General features: G+C 40.5%; 25 protein-coding genes and 2 pseudogenes. 8 read left to right on the top strand and 19 right to left on the bottom strand.

The window, feature by feature from the left end; translation table 11 throughout:
• Nucleotides 1–26: 26 nt before the first annotated feature.
• The 8 genes and pseudogenes from AAC853_RS04340 to cpxR all read right to left on the bottom strand — a co-directional run bounded on the left by AAC853_RS04340 (nt 27) and on the right by cpxR (nt 8,697).
• Nucleotides 27–1,124 carry a glycosyltransferase gene (locus AAC853_RS04340; protein ID WP_340613770.1) on the bottom strand — a complete coding sequence of 366 codons (1,098 nt, stop codon included), beginning with the start codon at nt 1,122–1,124 and terminating at the stop codon, nt 27–29.
• Nucleotides 1,121–1,834, bottom strand: a complete 714-nt coding sequence (locus AAC853_RS04335; protein WP_340613769.1) for a CDP-glycerol glycerophosphotransferase family protein — start codon at nt 1,832–1,834, stop codon at nt 1,121–1,123. The genes AAC853_RS04340 and AAC853_RS04335 overlap by 4 nt, the downstream gene beginning before the upstream one ends.
• Nucleotides 1,835–2,617, bottom strand: coding sequence for a glycosyltransferase family 25 protein (locus tag AAC853_RS04330; RefSeq protein ID WP_340613768.1), 783 nt, complete (start codon nt 2,615–2,617; stop codon nt 1,835–1,837).
• Entirely contained in the window at nt 2,598–3,788 is a 1,191-nt protein-coding gene (gene wzy, locus AAC853_RS04325; protein ID WP_340613767.1) for an oligosaccharide repeat unit polymerase, read from the bottom strand. Before wzy ends, AAC853_RS04330 begins: the two co-directional genes overlap by 20 nt.
• Nucleotides 3,789–4,285: 497 nt before the next feature.
• Nucleotides 4,286–4,426, bottom strand: a complete 141-nt coding sequence (locus AAC853_RS04320) for a hypothetical protein (RefSeq protein WP_340613766.1) — start codon at nt 4,424–4,426, stop codon at nt 4,286–4,288.
• A gap of 1,331 nt (nt 4,427–5,757) precedes the next feature.
• A pseudogene (locus tag AAC853_RS04315) lies at nt 5,758–6,512 on the bottom strand (IS5 family transposase).
• A 119-nt stretch (nt 6,513–6,631) separates the two neighbouring features.
• The gene (gene cpxA, locus AAC853_RS04310) at nt 6,632–8,008 is read right to left on the bottom strand and encodes an envelope stress sensor histidine kinase CpxA (protein ID WP_340613765.1); all 1,377 of its coding nucleotides are present in this window, start codon (nt 8,006–8,008) and stop codon (nt 6,632–6,634) included.
• Nucleotides 8,005–8,697: an envelope stress response regulator transcription factor CpxR gene (cpxR, locus tag AAC853_RS04305; protein WP_338883804.1), complete on the bottom strand. Its 693-nt coding sequence runs from the start codon at nt 8,695–8,697 to the stop codon at nt 8,005–8,007. Before cpxR ends, cpxA begins: the two co-directional genes overlap by 4 nt.
• Before the next feature lie 152 nt (nt 8,698–8,849).
• Between cpxR and AAC853_RS04300 the strand changes: the two genes are divergently transcribed.
• From AAC853_RS04300 to AAC853_RS04280, 5 genes and pseudogenes are all read left to right on the top strand, one after another.
• Entirely contained in the window at nt 8,850–9,356 is a 507-nt protein-coding gene (locus AAC853_RS04300; protein WP_338883802.1) for a Spy/CpxP family protein refolding chaperone, read from the top strand.
• A gap of 274 nt (nt 9,357–9,630) precedes the next feature.
• A pseudogene (locus AAC853_RS04295) lies at nt 9,631–9,840 on the top strand (phosphatidate cytidylyltransferase); the annotation flags it as partial.
• A gap of 31 nt (nt 9,841–9,871) precedes the next feature.
• The gene (gene fieF / locus AAC853_RS04290) at nt 9,872–10,771 is read left to right on the top strand and encodes a CDF family cation-efflux transporter FieF (RefSeq protein WP_340613764.1); all 900 of its coding nucleotides are present in this window, start codon (nt 9,872–9,874) and stop codon (nt 10,769–10,771) included.
• 157 nt (nt 10,772–10,928) lie between these two features.
• Nucleotides 10,929–11,906 carry a 6-phosphofructokinase gene (pfkA, locus tag AAC853_RS04285; RefSeq protein WP_338883798.1) on the top strand — a complete coding sequence of 326 codons (978 nt, stop codon included), beginning with the start codon at nt 10,929–10,931 and terminating at the stop codon, nt 11,904–11,906.
• Between the two features lie 206 nt (nt 11,907–12,112).
• Entirely contained in the window at nt 12,113–13,114 is a 1,002-nt protein-coding gene (locus AAC853_RS04280; RefSeq protein ID WP_340613763.1) for a sulfate ABC transporter substrate-binding protein, read from the top strand.
• 71 nt (nt 13,115–13,185) lie between these two features.
• Here AAC853_RS04280 and tpiA read toward each other — a convergent pair whose 3' ends face one another.
• Together tpiA and AAC853_RS04270 are read right to left on the bottom strand one after the other, a co-directional pair.
• Nucleotides 13,186–13,953, bottom strand: a complete 768-nt coding sequence (tpiA, locus tag AAC853_RS04275; protein ID WP_338883794.1) for a triose-phosphate isomerase — start codon at nt 13,951–13,953, stop codon at nt 13,186–13,188.
• Between the two features lie 144 nt (nt 13,954–14,097).
• Nucleotides 14,098–14,718: a DUF1454 family protein gene (locus tag AAC853_RS04270; RefSeq protein ID WP_340613762.1), complete on the bottom strand. Its 621-nt coding sequence runs from the start codon at nt 14,716–14,718 to the stop codon at nt 14,098–14,100.
• A 59-nt stretch (nt 14,719–14,777) separates the two neighbouring features.
• Here AAC853_RS04270 and AAC853_RS04265 point away from each other — a divergent pair, with 59 nt between their 5' ends.
• On the top strand, nt 14,778–15,212 hold the full coding sequence (locus AAC853_RS04265; protein WP_340613761.1) for a DUF805 domain-containing protein: 435 nt from the start codon (nt 14,778–14,780) through the stop codon (nt 15,210–15,212).
• Here AAC853_RS04265 and fpr read toward each other — a convergent pair whose 3' ends face one another.
• Entirely contained in the window at nt 15,213–15,959 is a 747-nt protein-coding gene (gene fpr / locus AAC853_RS04260) for a ferredoxin--NADP(+) reductase (protein ID WP_338883788.1), read from the bottom strand.
• Between the two features lie 316 nt (nt 15,960–16,275).
• On the opposite strand from fpr, the gene emrD reads away from it, so the two are divergent.
• Nucleotides 16,276–17,463, top strand: coding sequence for a multidrug efflux MFS transporter EmrD (gene emrD / locus AAC853_RS04255; RefSeq protein WP_340613760.1), 1,188 nt, complete (start codon nt 16,276–16,278; stop codon nt 17,461–17,463).
• A 79-nt stretch (nt 17,464–17,542) separates the two neighbouring features.
• Here emrD and glpK read toward each other — a convergent pair whose 3' ends face one another.
• Together glpK and AAC853_RS04245 are read right to left on the bottom strand one after the other, a co-directional pair.
• Nucleotides 17,543–19,066 (bottom strand): glycerol kinase GlpK, encoded by a 1,524-nt coding sequence (gene glpK, locus AAC853_RS04250; protein WP_340613759.1) that lies wholly within the window; start codon nt 19,064–19,066, stop codon nt 17,543–17,545.
• 23 nt (nt 19,067–19,089) lie between these two features.
• Nucleotides 19,090–19,887 carry an MIP/aquaporin family protein gene (locus AAC853_RS04245; protein ID WP_189760055.1) on the bottom strand — a complete coding sequence of 266 codons (798 nt, stop codon included), beginning with the start codon at nt 19,885–19,887 and terminating at the stop codon, nt 19,090–19,092.
• A 316-nt stretch (nt 19,888–20,203) separates the two neighbouring features.
• Between AAC853_RS04245 and zapB the strand changes: the two genes are divergently transcribed.
• The gene (gene zapB, locus AAC853_RS04240) at nt 20,204–20,446 is read left to right on the top strand and encodes a cell division protein ZapB (RefSeq protein ID WP_074019086.1); all 243 of its coding nucleotides are present in this window, start codon (nt 20,204–20,206) and stop codon (nt 20,444–20,446) included.
• A 56-nt stretch (nt 20,447–20,502) separates the two neighbouring features.
• Here zapB and rraA read toward each other — a convergent pair whose 3' ends face one another.
• From rraA to cytR, 6 genes are all read right to left on the bottom strand, one after another.
• Nucleotides 20,503–21,000 carry a ribonuclease E activity regulator RraA gene (gene rraA / locus AAC853_RS04235; protein WP_338883769.1) on the bottom strand — a complete coding sequence of 166 codons (498 nt, stop codon included), beginning with the start codon at nt 20,998–21,000 and terminating at the stop codon, nt 20,503–20,505.
• A gap of 108 nt (nt 21,001–21,108) precedes the next feature.
• Complete coding sequence (locus AAC853_RS04230) at nt 21,109–22,026, bottom strand: 1,4-dihydroxy-2-naphthoate polyprenyltransferase (RefSeq protein ID WP_338883768.1); 918 nt, start codon at nt 22,024–22,026, stop codon at nt 21,109–21,111.
• Nucleotides 22,027–22,162: 136 nt separating this feature from the next.
• Nucleotides 22,163–23,494, bottom strand: coding sequence for an HslU--HslV peptidase ATPase subunit (gene hslU, locus AAC853_RS04225; protein WP_338883766.1), 1,332 nt, complete (start codon nt 23,492–23,494; stop codon nt 22,163–22,165).
• Between the two features lie 11 nt (nt 23,495–23,505).
• Nucleotides 23,506–24,036 carry an ATP-dependent protease subunit HslV gene (gene hslV, locus AAC853_RS04220; protein WP_338883764.1) on the bottom strand — a complete coding sequence of 177 codons (531 nt, stop codon included), beginning with the start codon at nt 24,034–24,036 and terminating at the stop codon, nt 23,506–23,508.
• 135 nt (nt 24,037–24,171) lie between these two features.
• Nucleotides 24,172–24,990, bottom strand: coding sequence for a cell division protein FtsN (gene ftsN / locus AAC853_RS04215; protein WP_338883763.1), 819 nt, complete (start codon nt 24,988–24,990; stop codon nt 24,172–24,174).
• Between the two features lie 71 nt (nt 24,991–25,061).
• Nucleotides 25,062–26,087, bottom strand: a complete 1,026-nt coding sequence (gene cytR / locus AAC853_RS04210) for a DNA-binding transcriptional regulator CytR (RefSeq protein ID WP_340613758.1) — start codon at nt 26,085–26,087, stop codon at nt 25,062–25,064.
• Nucleotides 26,088–26,125: the final 38 nt, after the last annotated feature.

The following is a 26,125-nucleotide window of genomic DNA, read 5'->3' as shown; positions in this document are numbered from 1 at the left end:
TCTATTGAAATTATAATAAATTATTTTTAATACAATTGGTTACTTTGTGAATTTAAAGTGTTTATTATTTCTTGTAATTTTTTCCATCCGGATTCATAATGAAATGTATTTTCTCTAATTGGTTCTTCTGATTCAATAATAGATTTAATACTTTTAGCCCAACTTGAAGCATCATTGTTATTGCAAAAATCAACATAATTATAATTATTTAATACTTCTTTCGAATAAGGAAGTTCACTGGCAATTATATATGTATTTAATTTTGCTGCTTCAACTAAGGGAATACCAAAAGTTTCAAGATTGGATGGGAATAACATTGCTCTACTTTTTATTATTAAATTTAAAACCTTATCTCTAGAAATATGCCCAGAAAAGAGAACATAATTGTCTAGATCATAATTCTTTATGAGATTGTTTAGCTTAGGAATTTCATTTCTTTTTATAGTAAGTAATAATCTAAAGTTATGTTTATCTAAAAAATCAATTCCGAGAATATTCATGGCCTCAATTAAAATTAAGTGATTCTTATAGCTATAAGATGCCGCTGGATAGATAAAATCGTTAACTTTCGTTTCTGTCATATCTATTTTTGAATAATCGATTTTTATGTCTGGTTTGATTATATGAATTAATTCTTTATTTAATTTAATTTTTTTAGCTACTGCATCTTTCATCCAGTTTGTTTGAACTAAGCAGTGACTAATATACTTTTTGTTAAAGGCGATTAATGAGGCATATATATATTTATACATTAATAAATTGCGTTCTTTTTTGGATAAAATAGAGAACGTGATATTAGAGAATGGTATTGGTTGATGTATAAATAGAAATTGAGGTAAGTTTGTCCGTACTGGTATGTTTTGTAAGTTAATAACTGCATCATATGTACTGATATCAAAACAGTTTGAAAAACCCCAAAAATCAAAGTAAATTCTTTTATATGTACTTTTAGTATCAATGGTACGGTAAGAGATATTAGTTGCACTTATTAAATCTTCTTTTATACTTTCATTAATACACACAGTATAATAGTTATTATCTTTTTTTATAAAGTTCAGTAAATCTTTTAGCATTGATAATGCGCCACCTTCTACAGCTGCGGTAGCGTAAATAATGATATTCATTTAATGTTCCTTGTTAATAATTCTAACTTTTCCGAGTGTTTTTTCTCTCCTTGACCATAAAATGGATATTTTAACAAAAATTCTTTGTTTCTGATATTATTGAAGTTATAAACATTCCTAAAAAAATCATCACCTATTTCATTAACATCATTGAGAAAATATCCAAAGAAATCTGCTTTATCAAAATAAACACCTTCGTATTTTGTATAGATATCATAATCATATTGAATAAAGCAAACTTGCTTATTTTGATATAGATAATCCCATGAGATACTTGAGTAGTCTGTGATAAATAAATCCGTATTACTTATTGTTTTTTGAATCTCATTAATACTAATAAAAATTACTTTTTTTGAACAGAAGAATTCTATATTAGTTATGTTAGAGTGCTCATGGGAGCATATATATATATTTATATCATTTTTGATACTACTTATTTTTTTTATTATTTCAATAATTATATTGGAGTGATTGAGACTTAATATTTTTCTCCAAGTAAACATTATAAAACAACTTTCAATATTTTCTTTTGTATTATTTAATACACTATATCTGTCGAATCTAAAGGTAATATATCCACTTTCTCCATTTCTAGTACCAACAATAATTATAGATTTAATATTTCTCAATTTAATAGTTTTATAAAATGGATATATTATGAGGGCGATAACAAATTTTGATAATACAGTAAAGACATTATAAAATTTCATCTATTCCCAGTCCTTGTCAGTAATTGTTAGTACAATTTTTTTGACTAAAATTTTTGCTTTTGCAATTGTTGAAATTTTATTTTTTTTGATAATTTTTTGTCTATCGTGGTTGATAAAGCTATCGATCATCCGTACTTGTTCTTCATTTGTTTTGACTACACTTGGTATTACACAATAAAAATTCTTTATCCCACTTTGTTTTTTGATAAAATACCAATGATCACACACACAAAAAATTGGTAAATAATTTAGAATCAATTTATTTATTGCTTCTTTAGTCACTATATAACCATAGGAACCAACAAAATATTGAGAACTACCAAGTAATCTTCTCATGCCATAATTATTTGTTAATTTTTGTATTTTTCTGCTAAATATAACCTTTTTATTCAAAGTATGCTCTTGAATAAATATAATTGCATCTTCTTCAGGAGATATTCTAGTTGTTATTTTTTTTATTACCTTATCAAAATCCTGATTTATAAAAGTATCATCCTCTAAAACAAGCAAATAATCTACTTTTTTACTGTTAGCTTCTAAATACATTAAATAATGTGAGTATGTGGCACCAATTTCTCCTAAAGTTAAATCACGATTGATTTTATTATTGGCTTTCTCGGATGAATATATTTGAGCAATACTTTCTTTTTTTAAATGTTTTCCATATATACCATCAAAAAATTCATAAGAAAAACTAGAGTTTTTTATAAACGTATTGCTAAATTTTTTTCGGCGGACATCAGCATCTGGTAATGATAGAACTTTAATTAATAGATTGTTCACAGTTGTTCCTTAATCCAACAACAAGCATTTGATTTATTATTACTATAAGTAAATAAACAAATAAGGAATATAAATAATTTGCCAATATTCCCCAAAAACCTTGATATAAGGTAAGGAGGACAAAGAAAAATGCCACAATATTCTGTTCGTTCGAACAGTCCAGTTTTCCAATGATAAAATGGATAAATATATAGCTAAAAAATAAAATTGACATAATGATATATAATTTATCTGGTATGACGAATATCATTCCCATAACTGATATTGCTATAGCACTATCAAGTCTGCCATATGAATTTTCAAATATAATTTTACCAAATTCTATTATTTTATCATTAATACCAAATAAACTTGGCATTGGTGTCAATTTCTCAAGAAATTCACTAACAGGGTTATAACTATAAGAGTTGATGGCGTTACGTAATGATTCAATATGCTCATAATTATAGAGAATGTTTGATAATACACTCAGCCGCCCTGCAAGCATTAATGACGTTTGCAGTATATCAATGTAAGTATATTCATCCCCCATTCTCATCATATATTTCAAGTTATATACGGTATTGATAAATAACAATAATATAGGGAAGAATACGAATATGTATCTTAACTTTGCATATTTTTTCCATTTTTTATATTCAATTATTCCTAGTAACAAAATTGGAAAAGAAACACCCCTATATAGCTCTGCAATTACAAATATAATCAAACTTAAATAATATATTTTATTTTTATTTCTACAACCTGCTGCGTATAAGTAAATTAAGAAATTTATTTTCAATAGAATAATAGGAAGAAATATTATTTTTTCGAAACCATTAAGAAGATTTTTTGGTTCAGAAGCTATGGTAACTTTGCCAACACCAGTTTTAATTAAGAAAATAAAATAAAGGATGACTAGTATTAAAAAGAGGCTATTTAGATTACTCAATGACTTGAATTTTTTACGACTGTTGAAAAAAAGTGTCGTTTTTATCCAAGAGTAATAATAGGATAAATATAAAAAAATTATACCTATAAAAAATAATATTATATTGTTATTACTAACAGTAACATCTACTCCAAAGTAATCTGAAACGTATTTATGTTTGATTATAACAAAGAAAAAACATAATAATTCACAAATAATAAAAAGTTTAATTATATTTTTGTTTGTTTTTATATTGTTCATTTAATAGAAACCTCCTGGCTTCCAATGGCCATTTCCAATTATTATATATCATTTGTGAAACTAATATTGCTAATATCGCTCCAAGTGAATCTAACTTTGGTATTAATATTATAGATAATATGAATGCAAGTATTCCTGTATATAATGATGCGTATGCGAAAGGGATTTTATTTTGAATAGTAAGTAATTGCCCTGAAATACTATGATTCAATTGTAATGAAAACGTTATGGCAAAAATAAAGCATATTTCAACAGATAATAAATGAGTTTTTATATTAGAAAATTGAAGAATATAATTTCCTATAAAACTTAATATAATGCCTCCACAGAACATTAATAAAACACAATTATTTTTTACTCTGCTATAAGATTTTATTAAGCTATTATCTCCATTTTATAGGAGTTTATCCATTGTGGAGTTTTTATTAATGCTACAGTGAATAAAAAATTAATATGATTTCAAATAGTTGATATGTCAAACCATACTACTACTTCTTCTAAGAAACATAGTAAGGTAAAATAAAGAGGCCAATTCTAACTATTAATCCCCCACCTATAGTTGACAAAAGAGATAAAAAAGATAATTTGTAAATTTTTTCTTTTATTTTATTAAAATATTTTTGTACTTTTCTTTTCATGTTCACTACCTTTCTTGAAAGAACTATTAAAATAGTAATATAATATAATTCTTTTAAATAACATTACTGAATAGATAAAAAAACGCAGAATAATAAAAGGGAATATTGATGAATATCTATAACGATTAGTAATAATCCTAGAAGTGACAAAATGCTTCTGGAAATAAAATTTGCAAAATGAACTTTTGTAAATTCACCTATACCATTAAATGCGCAATCATATGAAGTATAATATACTTCAAAGCATAATGAGAATGCTATAATAATCCATGATGCTAATATAATTCTGTTTTCGTAACTAAATATCGAAATAATCTTGCTAAGATAAAGAAAAGTTACTGAAAAACAAATGAATAGTACAATTAAAACAAGCCTAATAAACAAAAGATTGGTTTTTGAATGAAACTCATAACAATTAAAAATATAATTTTTATTATTAAGGCCTAAAGAATATTGTCTAGATATATTAGGTATTAGCGCATTATTCAAAATAAAGATCAAAGTTTGCAATGTCATGAACACATACCATATTCCCAGTTCCTTTGGAGATAATATTTTTATCATTAACAAAGCATTAAAAGATGTCGCAATTATATAAAGTCCTTTATATAAAACTCCACCGATAACTTGATTATTCTTATGTTTTACCACTAGTTTGAATCCTAGTTATTTTAAAATAATAACACGATAATTAGTTTAATAACATTATCGCTTCTTAGTTCTATAGACTATTATATAGAATTTGAAAGGTTAAAATTTCAATAGAAACTAATAGTTAGCCGGATTAACACTAAAATCTTGCTTGGGGCTTTGAGCGATCATTACTTTACTAAATATCCCAAGATATTCTTGGTGCCATTGGTTTATAGATAATAGCGATTATATTTATCAGGATAGGTAGTCTCAATGCTTTGGGAGCGGAACGATTAATATTATGCGCTGTGTAAATTGGTGATGCTGAACAGGCAAAGTGGCAGTGGCATTACTGGATGCTATATAGTTTCTACAACATATTACAGTCGTTTGATTGGATATTATTGATATAGGATCGGAAAAGAAACATTAGAGCATGAATATATTATACTTCATCAAAGCTACCGCACTAGGTTACGGCTCCCAGAGTGCCTATTATGTGTAACAATTTGACTTATCCATTTAATATAAAAGGATTTTTCTATATTAACAAAAATTAACATATCAACGAGTTATGTTAAGCAGGGACGAGATTAGTCCCTCAACGCTTTGAGGTCAAGTATAATAACTTTTTTTCTTTAATTGTTACATTTTGTAATTAGGGCGTGTTGACGTTTATTGTTCATCATTCATTCAACCTACATTGGTAGCCATATAATGACAAACGTCAGTGTCAGGATGCTGGCATAATCTCGAGCTAATTTATTGTATCTTGTTGCAATTGCTCGGAAATGTTTCATTTGGGAAAACGTATTTTCGACTAAATACCGATAACGGTATAAAATATTATCAATATTCTTATCCAAATTTTGGCTATTTTTTAGATAAGGAATGATCATTTTCACCCTGTGTTTTTCAACGAAACCTCTGAAAGCGCCTCTATCGTAACCTTTATCAGCAATCACTAAATTTGATACAGGTGAATGGACGACCAAAAAACTTTCCGCATGGGCAATATCATGAGTTTGACTGCCTGACAGCTCAAAATAGACGGGTAAACCGTAACTGTCTACAACTAAATGAATTTTTGTAAAGCGCCCGCCCCGACTTTTACCGATGACTTCATCTTCTGTTGAAGCTGCGCTTGAGCTAAGTTGATGAGTACGGATAATACTGCTATCAATAAATAGCCATTCGGTGTCCGTGTTTTTAGATAACAATTTGGATTATGAATTAAAAGTGCTTTTTTTGACCATGCATTAAAGCGCTTAAAGAAGGTATTCCATTTTCCAAACTCATCAGGTAAATCCTGTCACGGACATTCCATTCTCATTCGATAAAGGAGTTCTTCGAAAGTCAGGTAGTGCTCTTCTTTGTGGTAAATATCTCCACGTTATTGCATCAATATAACTAGTTTATCCCATAAGGATATTGATAATATGGTTCTTGGCATGATGGGGTCGGGTAATCGTTTTTCGCGAAGACAATGATACCAGATCATTATGCCTGCCGCTCAAATTCCTTTCATAAAACGTCAACACATCTTAGATAAATTTCAAGGCGAAAGCCTGTTTATCTTCCATGCAATGGCAACCAAATTATCAACCGTAATCCTCCTAAAGGGCTATCTTCTGCTTTCACCCAACCTCGATGCTGGCTCACTGCTGTTTCAACTATCGCCAACCCTAATCCAGTTCCACCAGATTCTCTATCCCGTGCCTCATCTGTTCGATAAAACGGTCGGAAGATATGTTCTCGGTCTTCTGGGCTGACTCCTGGGCCGTCATCATCAACGGTAATTGTTACGCCTTGGTTATCTGCCTTAAATGCAACAGCAATATGGTTGCTAGAGTAACGTAATGCATTGCGGACGATGTTTTCTAGTGCGCTGCCGAGTGCTGCGGGGTTGCAGTAAATTATCCAGTTTCCGGGAGGTGAGACGATATCGAGAGTTTTACTCATCTGCTCAGCTTCGAATTTTGCATTTTCCAGGATGTCAGACCATATATCGTAGGCTTTGATATTCTCGCGCAGTAACTCGTTTTTATGTTGATTGCGGGAAAGTACTAGTAAGTCATTAATCATACCATCTAAACGTTGGGTTTCTGTTTCGATACGCTCCAGCTCTTTACTTTCACCATGACGGCGGCGTAATAAGGCAGTCGCTAGCTGTAAACGGGTAAGCGGCGTGCGCAGCTCATGGGAGATATCGGAAATCAGACGTTGTTGGGCGGTGACCATCCTTTCTAGTGCACTAATCATTTGGTTAAAACTACTGCCGGTAGCTAAAAATTCTTGTGGTCCGGATTCCAGTTCAGGGTGTTGTCGTAAGTTTCCTTTCGCGACGTCATCGGCTGCGTTTTTGAGTTTACGAGCGGGTTTTGCCAGGCTCCATGATAGCCATAAGAGTAGTGGAGCGCTGATTAACATGGTGGCTGCGGGCAGTAAAAATGGCCGGTCAAACATCAAATTAATAAAATCTGATTGTGGACTGCCCGCTGGCCTAATGATGTAGAGGTGGTAATGATCTTCTCTATCACGGACAGAAAAAGGGCCGAGTATTTCCGAACGGCCATATTTTTTCTTTTTAGGGTGATCAGCGTTATCGGATTGACCGATAAAGTTGCGGATAACTTGTTGTTGATGGGGGGGAGTATTAATGTCGCTAATCAGCCCCTCACTGGAGACGAGGATCAGACGTTGTCCAGGAGGAGTCCACAAAGCAATAGCACGATCTAGACGTAACCACCAGAATAGATCATTCCCAGAGTCGTGCATTAATTCTTCTTCTACTTGTTTTGCCAGTTTTTCCCCTAACTGATATTCGCTATCTAAAAGAGGTGTTAACTGCCGTGAGTCCAGTTTGGGAGCCATTAAAGCTATCATCAGGACAAGTGCAAGCGTGAACCAAAAAATTGCAAATATACGGGCTGTCAAGCTGTTGATCATTTTGCAGAAACCATTAAGTATCCACGGCCGCGTAATGTCTTAAACCATGGTAGTTCATCAGTTCTATTGGGTAATTTACGGCGTAGATTCGAAATATGCATATCAATAGCTCGATCAAAAGGCGTTAAACGTTTTCCCAATACTTCTTGGCTTAAATGTTCACGGGAAACGACTTGTCCCAAATGTTGTGCTAATAAATAAAGCAGAGTGAATTCTGTGCCAGTGAGATCCAAAATGACACCATCAAAACTGGCTTCCTGACGTCCTGGGTTGAGTTGTAGTTTATCGATCTCCAGTATAGGTGTCCCAATATCAGCTTGTTGTTCACTCCAGTTGGAACGGCGTAAAATGGCACGTATGCGGGCGACCAGTTCGCGATCGTTAAACGGTTTGGGGAGATAGTCATCTGCTCCTAACTCTAATCCCAAAACACGGTCTAAATCGCTACCACGAGCCGTTAACATGATAACAGGGGTCTGGTGGTATTGCCGTAACTCTTTCAGCGTCTCAATGCCGTTCTTGCGCGGCATCATGATGTCCAGCAACAATAGGTCAATTGAAGAATCGATGTATTGTAAAGCCTGTTCGCCATCGTGGGCGATTACAACATTGAATCCTTCCATCTCGAGCAATTCTTTTAATAGCGATGTCAGTTCGCGGTCATCATCAACTAATAAGATTTTATGCATTAATTCTTCCTCCAAGAGCAAAATACGATAACAAACTTCGCTATTCCATGACTTTACGTTCTTTTACATGCTCTGACGCTAGTTTGCAGCCGCAGGTTTATAGTTATCCACACTGAATCGAATGCTGCTGTTCGAGAAAGCGAGGAAATTTAATGCGTAACATAGCAATATTGGCTTTAGCGTCAATGGTTGTTCTCGGAACAGCGGAGGCTTTAGCTAAAACTGCTGATACGGATCATATTCCTGAGGTTAGTGTTAGTCCTTCCTCCACACATCCATATTGTATGCCATATGGGTATAAGAGGGGATTTAATCATCACCAAGATGGTCAATATAACTATAGTTATATCTTCGGTGGAATAGCGTTAACTGAGCATCAACGTGAGCAGATGTGGAATTTAGTCAAAAAGCAGCATCAGTATGAACAGCCGCAGCTTGATATGCGAGCTGAACATCGAAAGTTGCGTGCGCTTTTGGCAACAGAGGATTTTGATGAAGCTGAGGTTCGCTCGCAGCTCGAAAAAATAGCTGAAAAGAATGTTGCCTTGGGTGTAGAAATTGCACGCATTAGCAATCAGATTTATCAACTTTTAACACCAGAGCAGAAAGGGTTATTAAAAAATTGTTTAAAACAAACGAATGTGAAGCTCGAAAAGTGAATTAATTTTTTTGTTACTACTCTTGATTCCTATACTTTTGCTACATAGTGGCATTAACAGCGGTTTTCCTTGCCATAGACACCATCCCTGTCTTTCAGCCCCTGTGAGGGGCTTTTTTTTTTCACGTTAATTATCAGTAAGAAAATGAACTCTCAAAGTGTACTGCTGCCGAAAACCAAAAACCGGATAGTAATAGTCTAGACGTTGAAATCATCTAACATGTAAAACCTAGTCTGACAAAGCATATTGCCGATAGCTCATGACATAGCTCTGTTGGTGGAGGGATCTTATGTCTGTGCTGTTCGTCGTTAGTAATCACCCTGATGCAGTTGGTAGATTATGCAAGTCGGCGATTAAACGAGATAGTGGAGTGAGGGAGTTCAGTGGAATAATTGAAAGCCATGGTGGGGAGTTGGAGTGAAGCGACTCACTTTGCCCCTCTGCGCCTATATTTTTCCATTTCACACGCTATTTTTATACTTGAGAGTGACTGAAGAACCGAAAGGCGGTAGTCAATGAGTATAAATTATGGGCGATGGGTCAGTTCTGCTGCGTTGGCGGCAACGGTTCTGGCTAGTGTGCTGTTGATCGTGAAAATTTTTGTCTGGTGGTTGACGGGTTCGGTGAGTTTATTGGCAGCGTTAGTGGATTCATTGGTCGATTTGGCTGCTTCCTTGACGAATTTTTTTGTTGTGCGCTATTCACTTCAACCTGCTGATGACGAACATGCTTTTGGACACGGTAAGGCTGAATCGCTGGCGGCTTTGGCGCAAAGTATGTTTATTTCCGGTTCGGCAATTTTCTTGTTTTTGACAGGCTTCCAGCATCTATATTCCCCCGAGCCATTGGAACATGCGGCGATAGGTATATGGGTAATCGTCATTGCTTTGGTTTCCACGTTATGTTTAGTTACGTTCCAGAAATGGGTGATCAGTAAAACGCAAAGTCAGGCAATCCGCGCGGATATGCTGCATTATAAGTCCGATCTGTTGATGAATGGGGCGATTTTGCTGGCGTTGTTTTTGAGTCTGTATGGTTTTAAACGCGCAGATGCACTCTTTGCTTTGGGTATTGGAGCCTATATCCTCTATAGTGCGTTACGGATGGGCTATGATGCTGTACAGTCTTTGCTTGATCGCGCCTTGCCAGATGAAGAGCGACAGGAGATTATTGAGATCATTCAAAATTATCCGGGTATAGCTGGTGGGCATGATCTGCGGACTCGTCAATCAGGCTCAACGCGTTTTATCCAGTTCCATCTGGAGATAGATGACAATTTGCCCTTGGTGCAAGCGCATGCTCTAGCCGATGGGATTGAAAATAAATTGCGGAGTAGATTCCCAGATGCCGATATTATTATTCACCAAGATCCCAGCTCTGTCGTGTCTGAAGAGCATAAAAACCGCTGGGATTGAAGGGGAATTTATTCATAATCAAAAGAACATCAAAAAACAGACATTATCTTGATGCAGACTGGGTGTTTTTCCGTATTATAGTTAGAGTTGAATCAATTCAGCTAATGCAGTGACAATCAGGTTTCTCAAATATTATATCTACAAGTCAGAGGTCATCATGATCAACAAGATTAAAAGAATTGGAGTCTTAACGAGTGGCGGTGATGCGCCTGGCATGAACGCCGCTATTCGTGGTGTTGTTCGTGCCGCTTTAACCGAAGGGTTGGAAGTCTATGGTATTTATGATGGCTATCTGGGGTTGTATGAAAACCGCATGAAGAAGCTTGATCGCTTTAGTGTTTCCGACATGATTAACCGCGGTGGTACGTTTTTGGGATCAGCCCGCTTCCCAGAGTTCAGAGATGATAAGGTTCGGGAAACTGCCATTGAAAACATGCGCAAAAATGGAATCGATGCGTTGGTGGTGATTGGAGGGGATGGATCTTATTTGGGGGCGAAAAAGCTGACCGAAGCAGGTTTCCCTTGTATTGGTTTGCCTGGAACTATTGACAACGATGTTGCGGGCACAGATTACACCATTGGTTATTTCACGGCGTTGGAAACGGTGGTTGAAGCGATTGACCGTTTGCGCGATACATCAACTTCCCACAAACGAATTTCGATTGTTGAAGTGATGGGACGTTATTGTGGTGATTTAACCTTATCAGCGGCAATCGCGGGTGGATGCGAATTTATTGTTCTGCCTGAAAGTGAAGTTCCGTTCGACCGTGAGGAATTGCTGGCTGAAATTAAAGCTGGAATTCAACGAGGCAAGCGTCACGCGATTGTTGCTATAACTGAGCATGTTTGTGATGTCGCGGAGCTGGCGAGATATATTGAGACAGAAACCCACCATGAAACCCGTGCGACGGTATTAGGACATATCCAGCGTGGTGGTGCGCCTGTCGCTTATGACCGCATTCTTGCTTCCCGTATGGGGGCATACTCTGTTCAACTACTGCTGGAAGGTCACGGTGGTCGTTGTGTTGGTATCCAGAACGAGAAACTTGTTCATCATGATATCATTGATGCGGTGCAAAATATGCAGCGTGTCTTCAAGAAAGAGTGGCTGGAAACCGCGAAGAAACTCTACTAATCCTTTCTTACCTGTCAGATCCTCTTGCGGAGACAGCCATATGCTCTGGCTGTCTCGTTCCTCATATTCTTCTTATGCATAAGCAGAAATTTAAAATTATTTCTGCGTCATAACGCTTTCTGTCAGTTTTTATAGAGAAATCATAATAACTTAGGGGAAATATTATCGTGGATGCAAGAGGTATAAATAGAGGCTCAAGATGGGCAATGGCAAAAGAGTATGTGGTATCGGCGTTATTCTTGGCGGCGCTGGCGGTAACTAACGGTGCATGGGCAAAAGAGCAGCAATTATTGAATGTCTCCTATGATCCGACACGTGAATTTTATCAGCAGTATGATGAGGCATTCCGCGAATACTGGCATAACAAAACGGGGGATGATGTAAAAATCCGCCAATCACATGGCGGTTCAGGCAAGCAGGCAACTTCTGTTATTAATGGTCTTCAGGCGGATGTTGTGACGCTGGCACTGGCTTATGATGTGAATGCCATTGCAGAGCATGGGCGCATTGATAAGAATTGGATTCAGCGCCTGCCAGATAATTCAGCACCTTATACATCAACCATTGTCTTTTTAGTGAGAAAAGGAAACCCTAAACAGATAAAGGATTGGTCGGATTTAATTCGTCCAGATGTTGCGGTGGTTACGCCAAATCCGAAAACTTCCGGCGGAGCACGTTGGAATTATCTGGCTGCTTGGGGATATGGTCTGGCGCATAACAACCAAGATCAGGCTAAAGCTAAAGAATTCGTGAAAGCGCTTTATAAAAATGTTGAAGTGTTGGATTCCGGCGCACGCGGTGCAACGAATACGTTTGTGGAGCGCGGAATTGGTGATGTATTGATTGCCTGGGAAAACGAAGCGTTACTGGCAATTAATGCGTTGGACAAAGGCAAGTTTGAAATTGTGACGCCGAGCATTTCTATTCTGGCAGAGCCAACGGTTTCTGTTGTCGATAAGGTGGTTGATAAGCGAGGAACGCGTGAGCTGGCAACAGCATATCTGAAATATCTTTATTCTCCGGCTGGGCAGGAGATTGCCGCCAGGAACTATTATCGTCCTCGTGATAAAGTAATTGCAGAAAAATACCACGCGGTTTTTCCTGATTTGAAGCTTTTTACGATTGATGAGGTTTTTGGTGGTTGGGAGAACGCTCAGAAAGAACATTTTGCCACAGGCGGAACATTTGACGACATTATCCGGCGTTAATCATTGAACTCATTTGGGATAGAAAACCGCCACAAGTGATACTGCGTGGCGGTTCTGTCTTAATTAAAAACTTACGCTTTTTTCGCTTCTGCTGCGGCTTTTACGATAACAGCAAAGGCATCAGCTTTCAGTGATGCGCCACCGACCAGAGCACCGTCGATATCTGGTTGGGTGAATAGCTCTGCTGCATTGCTGGCGTTAACTGAGCCGCCATATTGAATAATGACCTGTTCAGCGATAGCTGCATCCTGTTTGGCGATATGGTCACGGATAAATTTATGGACGGCCTGAGCCTGGGCAGGTGTAGCGGATTTGCCTGTGCCGATTGCCCAAACTGGCTCATAAGCAATCACCGTATCTTTGAATGCTTCCGCGCCCAGCGTGTTCAGAACGGCATCGATTTGTCGCGCGCAAACAGCTTCAGTCTGACCGGCTTCATTTTCTTGTTCAGTTTCGCCAATGCACAGGACAGGGATCAAACCTTGCTCTTTCAGGATTGCGAATTTCTTCGCGATGAATTCGTCGCTCTCTTTGTGGTAAGTGCGGCGTTCAGAGTGGCCGATAATGATATATTTTGCCCCGACGTCTTTCAGCATTTCTGCGGAGGTTTCGCCCGTAAAGGCACCAGAAAGATTGACGCCAGTATCTTGTGCACCCAGAGCGATACGGCTACCAGCCAGGGCATTTTTTGCCAGAGAAACATAAACTGTTGGTGGTGCGATAGCGACGTCACAGCCGTCAACGTTGCTCAGTTCTTTACGTAGGCCTGCAATCAGGTCGTTAACCATGTGGGTACTGCCATTTAATTTCCAGTTACCCATAACTAATGGATGTCGCATATTTTTCCCTCCAACCAGAAAATAATCAAATTGCGAACTGAATGAATATTCTTTCTTTGAATGACATTATGGTGATGTCATTCCCTGTAAGTGGAATCCCGACAGTATAAAGATCATCAACGCGAATAGCTCTGCGTTGTGTCACTAATTTTCATTTGCTGCTGTGTCAGATAACGATAGCTTAATCGGTTCAATTGCGAAGGTCATTATATTTTCGCTGCTGTTTACGATGATATAACGCATTGCTCCCATTTTTTGACTGAAAGCAGCTCGGTTTTCTGCTGTTTGTAAAAGCCTTTCCAATTGAATTTCGGCTTGTTCAGGAGAAAAGGTCGGTTCGAATTGGCTGATCAGGGCTGTGATATATTGCTTTGCCAATATATGGTTTTGTTCATCTTCTCGTTTATTTTGTGATGGCAGCAAGGTAATTTGCAGACTTTTAATTTTTTCGCTGCCTCGTTCAAGTACCGCTGAAGAGTAAATTTTGTCATTGATTTTACTGGCGGCGCGGATGAAAGGTTGAGAAATATCTGTGCTTGCAATCACCCGATATTCGTACAGAGGAGTATCCGGGTGTTTTTTGTTGAATTTCTCCCGAAAGACAGGGATGGTGTCTTCGAAAGTAGGGGAATCCGGCAACAGGTACATTAATGGTGAGTTTATTTCTGGTGTGACTGAAGACTCATCGGCAGAGGCTGAGAATGGTAAACCGATGCTAAAAGCGATTAAAATTGTCACCAGAAGTTTATTTATGCCTGTTTTCATTTTAATTACTCACTGAGTTAAATCCTGGAAAAACAGCATCCACAATTGGAAAAGAGTACATGACATTACAACAATGGGGATTTTCATTCAAAGGCCGAATTGGAAGGCGGGAGTTTTGGATCGGCATGGCTATTTGTTTCGCCTTGATCTTTATACTTCTGACACTGCATGGAATGAATCTCCTTCCCATGAATTATGCGGCGGTCGGTCTTGCTTTGCTATTGTATCCAACGGCGGCAATTTTTTCGAAGCGCCTGCATGACCGGAATAAACGGGGTGGTTGGATGCTACTATGTGCACTGGCCTGGATATTGTTGTCCCTTGATTGGAGCGTGATGACACCAATATGGCAGTGGGGAATTGGTCGTTTTGTTCCAACCCTGATTTTTGTCATGATGATATTGGATTGTGGTGTATTCCGTGGTACGGAAGGTGCCAATCGTTTTGGTGAGATGGCAGAAACGGTTGATTATATTTCTGCCAAGGGAAACTGATTACCAGTACTGCTCGCTGGTAATATGGCCTGGTTTACGACGTAGATGTTTTGCCATATTACGCTGCTCTTTTAATAGTTGCTGGGTATCCCTGACCATTTGGGGATTCCCGCACAGCATGACATGGCTGTTTTCTGCCTGAATGGGTAAACCAACAGCCGATTCCAATTCGCCATTTTCAATTAATGCTGGAATTCTGCCCATGAGTGAATTTGGCCATTTTTCTCGGCTGACGATGGTCTGTATTCTCAGTTTACCTTGAAATTTTTTCTCTAATTCTTGCATCATCGGTAAATAACTTAAATCCGCTCCCCATCTGGCGGCATGAACCAAAACGATATTTTCGAATCGTTCCAGAGCGGTTCCTTGCTGGAGGATGGAAAGGTAAGGCCCAATGGCGGTGCCAGTGGAAAGCATCCAGAGTGTTTGGCAGTCAGGGATTTCATCAAGAACGAAAAAACCCGCCGCTTGCTCTGTTACCAGCAATTCATCACCAATTTTTAGTGCAGCCAATCGAGGACTGAGTTTTCCTTCAGGAACGGTAACCAAATAAAATTCCAGATTATTGTCATCGGGAGCGTTGACGTAGGAATAAGCCCGTTGGATACGTTCCTCCCCAATTTTTAGGGCAAGTTTTGCAAATTGTCCGGCGGTGAATTTTTCTATTGGTGCATGAACTTTGATGCTGAAAAGCGAATCAGTCCAGTTGGTTATGTCGGTAACTTTTCCTGTAACCCAATTTGTCATTACGATTAACCTCTCTACACAAATTGATGATTTTTTGTAACGATTCTACGTGATTACTTGATCTAGCATTATCGATTACGTGTTACAGTTCGATTAACTGGGTTTTTGCCAATATCATGGTCTAATATGTACATTTTTATTGACATATATGGGTGATATATCTGTAATTTTTTCTTCATATAAAATTGTATACTGCAAAGAAAAAATATAGATTTACCAAATGGATCTATCTAGTGAAGTTAATTCATCAGGTTCTTTATTAAGGGCTTGAGGGGTTCACTATGGCTGTTTGTAATGAGTGGTTGAATAAAGTGCGATGAGAAAAATAGAACACTTTAATTTATTGTTAATGTTAATTGCCTTGGCCGCTGTAGGGCAGATGACGCAAACAATCTATGTACCAGTTATTGCTGATATGGCAAGTGATCTGAGTAAGCCTGCGGGAGAAGTTCAGCGGGTAATGGCGGCATATCTGTTTTCTTATGGATTTTCACAACTTTTTTATGGACCGCTATCTGACAAGGTGGGGCGCCGTCCTGTGATTTTGGTCGGTATGTCGATTTATCTGGGGGCGACGATATGTGCTCTGTTTGCTCCACACTTGCTGGCATTGGTGGTTGCGAGTGCATTACAGGGATTGGGCACTGGGGTAGCAGGTGTGATGGTGCGTACCATGCCGCGGGATTTATATACTGGGATGACGTTGCGTTATGCCAATAGCTTGCTGAATATGGCTATATTGGTTAGCCCTCTGGCTGCTCCCATGATTGGTGGAATGGTTGCTCACTATTTTGGTTGGCGCTCCTGCTACTTATTCTTACTGATGCTAGGGGCTGTCGTTGCTTTCTTCCTGGCTCGGCATTTACCGGAGACCCGTCCTACAGGGACTGAACATAGTACGATGTTAGTTTCCTTCTACCAATTACTCTCGCAGCGTGCTTTTGTTTCTTACCTGATTATGTTAGTGGGTGGCTTGGCTGGAATTGCCGTTTTTGAAGCCAGTAGCGGTGTGTTGATGGGAGCTGTTTTGGGGTTAGATAGCTTGACAGTCAGCATCTTGTTTATTCTGCCAATCCCAGCGGCGTTTTTTGGGGCATGGTATGCTGGGCGAGAAGGGAAAACATTTTATTGCCTCATGTGGCGCTCTGTGATCTGTTGCTTGCTGGCGGGTATCTTGATGTGGTTGCCTGGTTGGTTTGGCATCATGAATATCTGGACCTTGTTGATACCGGCTGCATTGTTCTTTTTTGGCGCTGGTATGTTGTTCCCTCTCGCGACGACGGGAGCGATGGAGCCTTTCCCTTATCTGGCAGGAGCAGCAGGAGCCTTGGTCGGGGGATTGCAGAATGTCGGTTCAGGTGTGGCAACGTGGCTGTCGGCGATGCTACCGCAAAATAGCCAATTTAGTGTTGGGATGTTAATGTTTTCCATGTCATTGCTGATTCTATTTTGTTGGCTGCCTATTTCACAGCGGTTCCAGCGTCAAGAACATACGGCTTTGTAGAAACGATAGTGTTTAAAAAAAGCTCTGGCAACAATCTTAGATGCCAAAGCCTTTATCTCACTTGCTCAATATCTTGCGGTTAGGCACGATCTTCCCATTCTTGGGCGCGGGCGACGGCTTTTTTCCAGCCATTGTATTTATGGTTGCGTTCAGTCGTTTCGATACTTGGACGGAATTCTTTTTCGACTACCGCCTTACTTTTCACTTCATCCAAATCTCGCCAGAAACCAACGGCTAAACCTGCAAGGAAAGCTGCGCCTAAAGCTGTGCTCTCACGCACTTCAGGGCGCTCTACCCGAGTGCCAAGAATATCGGACTGGAATTGCATCAGGAAGTTGTTGGCGACAGCACCGCCATCGACGCGCAGGGCTTGCAGGCGAGTACCCGCATCAGCTTGCATAGCGTCCAAAACATCGCGGGTTTGGTAAGCAATGGATTCTAATGTAGCACGAATAATGTGGTTGCTATTGGCGCCGCGGGTCAGGCCAAAAATAGCGCCACGGGCGTAAGGATCCCAATATGGTGCGCCAAGGCCAGTAAAAGCAGGAACAACATAAACACCGTTGCTGTCTTTGACCTTGGTCGCGAAGTATTCTGAATCTGCGGCATCTGCAATGAGTTTCAGTTCATCACGCAACCATTGAATGGATGCGCCACCAACAAAGACGGCACCTTCCAGTGCATAATTAACTTCACCGCGTGGGCCACAACAAACAGTTGTTAACAGGCCATGGTTGGAGCGTACTGCGTCTTTGCCGGTGTTCATGAGCAGGAAGCAGCCTGTGCCGTAAGTATTTTTTGCCATTCCGGGGCTTACACACAGTTGCCCGTATAAAGCGGCTTGTTGGTCGCCTGCGATACCCGCGATAGGAATACGAGTGCCGCCTTTACCGCCGATATTGGTTTGGCCATAGATCTCCGAGGATGCGGCCACTTTAGGCAGCATCACGCGAGGTATGCCTAACTCTTCAAGGATTTTTTGATCCCATTCCAGATTATGGATATTAAATAGCATGGTACGGGAGGCATTAGTGTAATCGGTCACATGTACGCGCCCCTGAGTCATTTTCCAGACCAGCCATGTGTCGACTGTACCGAATAAAAGTTCACCGTTTTCAGCACGCTGACGGGCGCCTTCAATGTTGTCCAAAATCCATTTTATTTTCGTACCTGAGAAGTAAGGGTCAAGCACCAAACCTGTATTATGGCGGATGTATTCTTCCAGCCCCTCTTTTTGTTTCAGTTTGGTGCAAATATCTGCTGTCCGGCGACATTGCCATACAATCGCGTTATAAATCGGTTTACCGGTTTCTTTTTCCCAGATGATGGTTGTTTCTCGTTGGTTTGTAATACCAATGCTGGCAATTTCATCAGAGTGAATATCGGCTTTTGCCAAGACTTCAACTAAGGTAGAGCTTTGGCTTGCCCAGATTTCCATTGGATCGTGTTCCACCCAGCCAGGCTTGGGATAGATTTGTGGGAATTCACGCTGTGAGATGCAGACAATATTGGCATCGTGATCAAGTACAACGGCGCGTGAACTGGTCGTGCCCTGATCCAGAGCAACAATATATTTTTTTTCTGTAGTATTTTCTGTTGTCATAACTATAACCTGGTTTTATGTATTTAAATCTCGCGTGGTAAATGGCGAGTAATCAGTTTACGGTAGCCAAAAGCACCTAAAATCGCGCCAACGATAGGAGCTACCAACGGAACAAGGCAATAAGGAATATCTCGGCCTCCGGTCAGGGCAATGTCTCCCCAGCCGGTCAAGTAAGCAACTAATTTGGGGCCGAAATCACGAGCTGGATTCAGGGCAAAGCCGGTCAGTGGGCCAAACGAGCCACCGATAACTGCAATAAGAATCCCGATTAACAGGGGAGCTAAAGGTCCACGTGGGATGCCATTACCATCATCTGTCAGGGACAGGATCAGGCATAACAGAACGGCCGCAATAATAACTTCAACGATAAACGCATGAAACACGGAGATCTGGGCAGCTGGGTAAGTGGAGAAAACCCCCGCAGTAAAGAGGCTTTCCTGCGAGCCTCGAACGATGTTGTGAACTTGCTCATAATCGAGGAACAGATTGTAATACATCATGTAGATAATGAGTGCTGCGACAAAGCCACCGAGCATTTGGGCAATGATATAAGGCAGCACCTTTTTTCTGTCAAAGTTGGCAAATAGGCATAATGCGATAGTCACTGCGGGGTTAAGATGTGCGCCTGATATTCCGGCAGTAAGGTAGACTGCCAGGGCAACACCAAAGCCCCAGATAATGCTGATTTCCCATAAGCCCAGTTGTGCTCCGGCAATTCGGGCAGCAGCAACACAGCCTAAGCCAAAAAAAACGAGCAATGCAGTACCGAGAAATTCGGAAATACATTGACCTGATAATGTTGGAGTTGTGGTCTGGCTCATTTCTATATCCTATAAAAAAGTACAGGGAAGAGATTAATTATTAGTCATTTCTTATGTGTTAAGAAAAAGATGCCTGTGAATTTATCGTTAATGCGCGTAAACGAGAAATAGCGAAATTGAAATATGCGTGTTGCGTCAACAAAATGAGCGAATTCGCATTTATTTACAGTTTTATTGAACTTGGAAATGTGATCTTACAGACATTTGGGTTTGGTCACGATATTTCGCGTTATGCCGCACATTGCTAGGATGAAACTAGACAGATGTTAATAGGCTAAATACAATCAATAACATTGCTTACAAGAGGGGCCTTAGAATGTCATTTGAAGTTTTTGAGAAGCTAGAATCTAAAGTTCAGCAGGCGATTGATACCATCACTTTGCTGCAAATGGAAATTGAAGAATTAAAAGAAAAGAATGCCGTCTTATCTCAGGATGTCCAGAATATAACAGACAGTCGTGATTCTCTGGCACGTGAAAATGAGCAGCTCAAACAAGAACAATCTGCATGGCAAGAGCGCTTACGCACTTTGTTGGGTAAGATGGAAGATGTACAATAGGGTATCTAATGGCTTAGCTGAAAAAGGGCGATAATTGCGCCCTTTTTATATTCCCTTTAATTTAGCTCTTCATCAATTTCCAGAGGGAAATCGGATAAGACAATGCCGGTATTATCTGCGTAGAGATAGTCACCAGAGAAGAATGTGACGCCACCAAAATTCACCCTGATATCACTTTCTCCCACCCCTTCGCTATTGGAGCCAGCAGGAATGGCAGCCATTGCCTGAATTCCAATATCAAGTTCCGCGAGATAATCGACCTGACGCACTGCGCCATAGACGACAATGCCTTCCCAATCATTATTGACGGCGAGCTGAGCCACTTCAGCATCAACGAGTGCCTTGCGTACTGATCCACCACCATCAACGAGCAAAATGCGACCTTGTCCGTTTTCTTCAAGCAAATCATAAAGAAGGCCATTGTCCTCAAAACATTTCACTGTGATGATCTGACCACCAAATGAAGTACGCCCACCAAAGTTGGTAAAGATTGGCTCTACCACATTTATATCTTCTTGATAGATATCACAAAGTTCGGAAGTATCATATTTCATGGGATTTACGTCTGGTTTATGCAAGGAACGGACAGTATATCCTTTTAAAGTCAGTGTTGGCAAAACCATCAATCTTGAAACCTATGTGTAAAATCGATTCTTACTCGCTTAATTCAGTACCAATCCAATAGAAAACAGAATATTGGTCAATAATGCCGCTTTGACCATTTGTACTAATTTAGGGCGCATACCTTCAGCGGTTGGATCACGTAGCACTTGCATCATATGTTTTAACAGCAGGGGAAAAGCAAGCAGGAACAACCAACTAAACCAATTATTCAGGTATAGGAGCGTGAAGAAAACAAAGCAGAGCATCGCAGTTAGCAGAATGGCTGCATGGTAATAGCGAGCCTTTTTTCCTCCCAGCCGGACAGCCAGCGTATTTTTGCCGTTTTGGCGATCACTGTCGATATCGCGTAAGTTATTAATGTTCAAGACTGCCACGGAAAGTAAGCCACTGGCAGTTGCGGGCAAAACGGTGCTTATGGAAAAAGTACTGGCTTGCAGATAGTAGGTTCCAAGAACGCTTAAATAGCCAAAGAAAATCAGGACAGAAATGTCTCCCAACCCCAGATAGCCATAAGGACGCGTACCCACTGTATAAGTGATAGCGGCGACAATCGCCAGTAACCCTAGGATCAAGAATCCGATTATGTCGTTTGGGTTATTACAAGCTATAGCAATCAGGGAACTTCCTGATAAACAAGAGAGTAGTACAGTGAGCTTCAAGGCATTTTTCATCTGCTTTGCGGTAATCAGGCCTTTTTGCATACCACGACTTGGGCCAATGCGATGTTCTGTGTCACTGCCTTTGGTGACGTCACCATAATCGTTAGCGAGATTAGAAAGAATTTGCAGTAGGGCCGCAGTTAATAAAGCCAGTAACGCGACAGGCCATTTGAAATGTCCGGTCCATGACGCAAGGGCTGAACCCGTTATGACGGCAGCAACGGCCAGCGGGAGCGTTTTGGGGCGTAAACTTTCCAGCCATGCTTGCATCTGACTGATAGACGTTGTTGAGCTCATATTGTCACTGTTTGTCATTATGATTGATGAAATAAATTTTATACCATCGAAAATAGCAAAATGGGAGGCTAAAAGCCCCCCATTTTGTCTCAGTACGAAGAATTATTGGCTCTAATCAAACTGATAATATGACTGATTATAAAATAAACCGACTCAAATCTTCATCTGCAACCAATTCGTCCAAGTGTTCTTTGACATAATCGGCATTGATTTCGACAGTTTGTCCTTGACGTTCGCTGGCGTCGAAAGAGATATCTTCCATCATACGTTCAAGCACGGTGTGCAAACGACGGGCACCGATGTTTTCAGTCGTTTCATTAACTTGCCATGCTGCTTCCGCAATTTTACGGATACCGTCAGCCGTGAATTCAATACCCATGCCTTCCGTTGCCATCAGGGCTTTGTACTGTTCGGTCAGCGAAGCATTAGGTTCAGTCAGGATTCGTTCAAAGTCTTCGGTGGTCAGGGCTTGCAATTCAACACGGATTGGCAAGCGACCTTGAAGTTCTGGGATCAGATCAGAAGGGCTGGCAACCTGGAATGCACCGGAAGCGATAAACAGAATGTGATCAGTTTTGACCATGCCGTGTTTAGTGGAAACGGTGCAGCCTTCGACAAGTGGCAGCAGATCGCGCTGAACACCTTCGCGGGAAACATCTGGACCGGAAGTTTGGCCGCGTTTACAAATCTTATCGATCTCATCAATGAAAACGATGCCGTGTTGTTCAACTGCATCAATTGCCTGCTGTTTCAGTTCTTCAGGATTGACCAGTTTTGCCGCTTCTTCTTCGACCAGCAACTTGAAGGCGTCTTTGATTTTCATCTTACGATTTTTTTGACGCTGGCCTGCCAGATTTTGGAACATGGATTGTAACTGATTCGTCATTTCTTCCATGCCCGGAGGTGCCATGATTTCAACACCAACTGGGGCGGCTGAAACTTCAATTTCAATTTCTTTATCGTCTAACTGGCCCTCACGCAATTTCTTGCGGAATGCTTGACGAGTTGAAGACGGCTCAGCTTGAGTCTCAGTCTGTCCCCAGTTATTTTTTGCTGGTGGTAGCAGGACATCCAAAATACGCTCTTCTGCTAACTCTTCTGCACGATAGCGGTTTTTCTCAATGGATTGCAGACGGACTATTTTTACCGCTACATCAGTGAGATCACGAATAATGGAATCGACTTCTTTACCGACATAACCCACTTCGGTGAACTTAGTTGCTTCAACCTTGATAAAGGGAGCATTGGCCAGTTTTGCCAGACGACGGGCAATTTCGGTTTTACCGACACCGGTTGGGCCTATCATCAAAATATTTTTTGGCGTGACTTCATAACGCAGTGATTCATCTAACTGCATGCGACGCCAGCGGTTACGCAGGGCAATAGCAACGGCACGTTTTGCTTTGTCCTGACCGATAATATGATTGTTTAGTTCGCTGACAATTTCGCGAGGAGTCATTTCAGACATACTATCTATCCTTACGCTTTCGAAGGCAGTTCTTCGAAGTTGTGATTATGGTTGGTGTAGATGCAGATATCGCCAGCGATAGTTAAAGCGCGTTCTGCGATTTCTCTGGCGCCGAGTTCGGTTGTTTCCAACATCGCACGGGCAGCAGCCTGTGCGTATGATCCACCGGAACCAATGGCGATAAGGTCATTCTCTGGCTGAATAACATCACCATTGCCTGTAATGATCAGCGAAGTATTTTCATCTGCGACAGCAAGCAGGGCTTCCAGCTTGCGCAACATGCGATCCGTTCGCCAGTCTTTGGCTAGTTCCACGGCTGCTTTGGTTAGGTGTCCTTGATGCATTTCGAGTTTCCGTTCAAACAGCTCGAACAGTGTGAAAGCATCAGCAGTACCGCCGGCAAAACCCGCGATGACTTTGTCATTGTAAAGGCGGCGTACTTTGCGGACATTGCCTTTCATAACGGTATGACCCATTGTTGCTTGTCCATCACCACCGATGACGACTTTGCCATTACGGCGAACACTTACGATTGTAGTCACGAGTTAGCCCCTGGTTACAAAATAGAAGATGGTACACACGGAGCATTAATTTGCTATCCCACAATTGCTTGTGCACTGCTGATAAGCACCATGTGTATATTATTAGAGAGTAAGATGGGGGAGCTTTCCGCTTTTTCAACCCCCGGTAGGGCGGAGAATACAACCAGGTACACCAGCACCTGCAACACGTTCGCGCATTTTCACAGCACTGGCTTTATTTTTATAAGGGCCAAGTACAACACGGTTCCAATTATCTTTCGTGGTAATTTGACTCTCAATGCCTGCGAATGCAAGGCTGGCACGGACAGATTCCGCCTGTTCCATTGTGCGGAAAGAGCCGCATTGTAGCATCAATTTTGCCTCATTGGCTTCAGGCTTTGTGCTGGTTTGGGAAGAAGCGGAAGACCTTTTTTCCGGCACGTTGGCTGGCTTTTGTTCTGGTGAATGTTGTTCAGTATGTTGTTGAGGAGGGCTGATCAACACTTGTGAACGTGCAACTGCTTCACTGTTATAGGGCACTTCTTTCAATGAAATAGGCGGTTGGCGCATATCCGCTTGTATTTGTTCGAGTAGCTGTTTCTGCTCAGGGGTTAATTGAGGAGGCTGGTTTAGTGGTTTGTTTACTGTTGTATCGCCTTCCTGGATGGAAGATTCATTAACAGGACGATTTTCCAATTCCTTGATGTAACTCCAGCGCTCTTCTGGTTTTGGTGGCAAGCCGTGCCCCTTGTTTTGATGATGGGGCTGTGAGGTATTTTGTGTACTTTCTTCCTGCTTATTTTCTTCCTGTTTATTGTGTACGATGAAATAAAGTCCACCAATAAATATGACCACCAAGGCCACAGCAACGGCTAATGTAGTTTTGGGTAATCCTTGAGACTGATTTTTTTTCTTACCAGTACTTTTCCGACGGGGATTGTTACGCCCGCGACTTACATAATCTCGTTGTGCCACTGTTTAATTCACTGAGTTATTTAAAAATTAAAGGATAGGTAACTAATGTTACTTAAGCTGTTGTTATTTGCCTAGCTTTTAGGCGAACAAGTACTTGCACGGATGATCAATTCTGCCTCCAATAATCTTGAACCTTTAGAAACCAAACGGCCTTGAAGCTGCTCCAGTAATAATAAAATGGAATTATACCCAATCTCATAACGGGGATGTTCTACTGTAGTTAGGGCTGGCTCACAGTATTGAGCCAAGTTTAAATTATCGAAACCGACAATAGAGAGATCTTCTGGTAATTTTAATCCCATTTTTTTAGCTTGCCACATTGCGCCCATTGCCATGATATCACTATGGCAAAAAATAGCGCTTGGAGGCTCTGGCAGGTTAAGCAAGGTTTCTGCCAGTGTAGCCCCACTTTTATGGGTGAAATCACCACGGATAATATATTCTTCGCGAATTTCTTCTCCTGCACGCCGTAATGCCTGGATGTAACCTTGTAAACGATAGTGGCACAATGGCATGGTTTCCGGCCCGGTAATGCAGGCAATGCGTTTGTGTCCCAGATCTTGCAAATGATGGGTAGCATTAAAGGCGGCTGTCAGGTTGTCAATATGGACAGTGGGGAGTTCCAGTTCTGGTGCGAATTCATTGGCCATCACCATGGGAGGCAGATTTTTCTGTTCTTCTTTAGAAACATCGAAAGGAATGTTGGAACCCAATAGCACCATACCATCAATGCGTTTGGTGATCAGAAAATTGATAAATGCATGTTCTTGTTGCTGTTGATGTTTGTGATCACCAATCAGAACCAAATAACCATGTTCAGTGGCGGTTTCTTCAATGCCCCGAATAACTTCAGTAAAGAAAGGATCACAGATATTGGGAACAAGTACTAAGATGGTTCTGGATTCATTACGTCGTAAATTTTTGGCCAGGGTGTGGGGATAGTAACCCACCTCCAACACTGCATTCTCAACCTTCTGGCGTGTATGGGCAGAAACCTTGTCAGGATTCATTAGTGTTCTTGATACAGTCGCGGTAGAAACACCAGCCACCTTGGCAACATCCTTCATAGTTACTAACGCGTAATGCTTTTTTTCCATAGTTCACTTCTCGCTTTCCATAGGCAGCTAATCGGTTG

The sequence above is a fragment of the Xenorhabdus thailandensis genome (assembly GCF_037996785.1).
In the GTDB taxonomy this organism is placed as follows: Bacteria; Pseudomonadota; Gammaproteobacteria; order Enterobacterales; family Enterobacteriaceae; genus Xenorhabdus; species Xenorhabdus griffiniae.
Note: the sequence above shows the minus strand (reverse complement) of the source record. Positions and strands in the feature narration are given on the sequence as shown.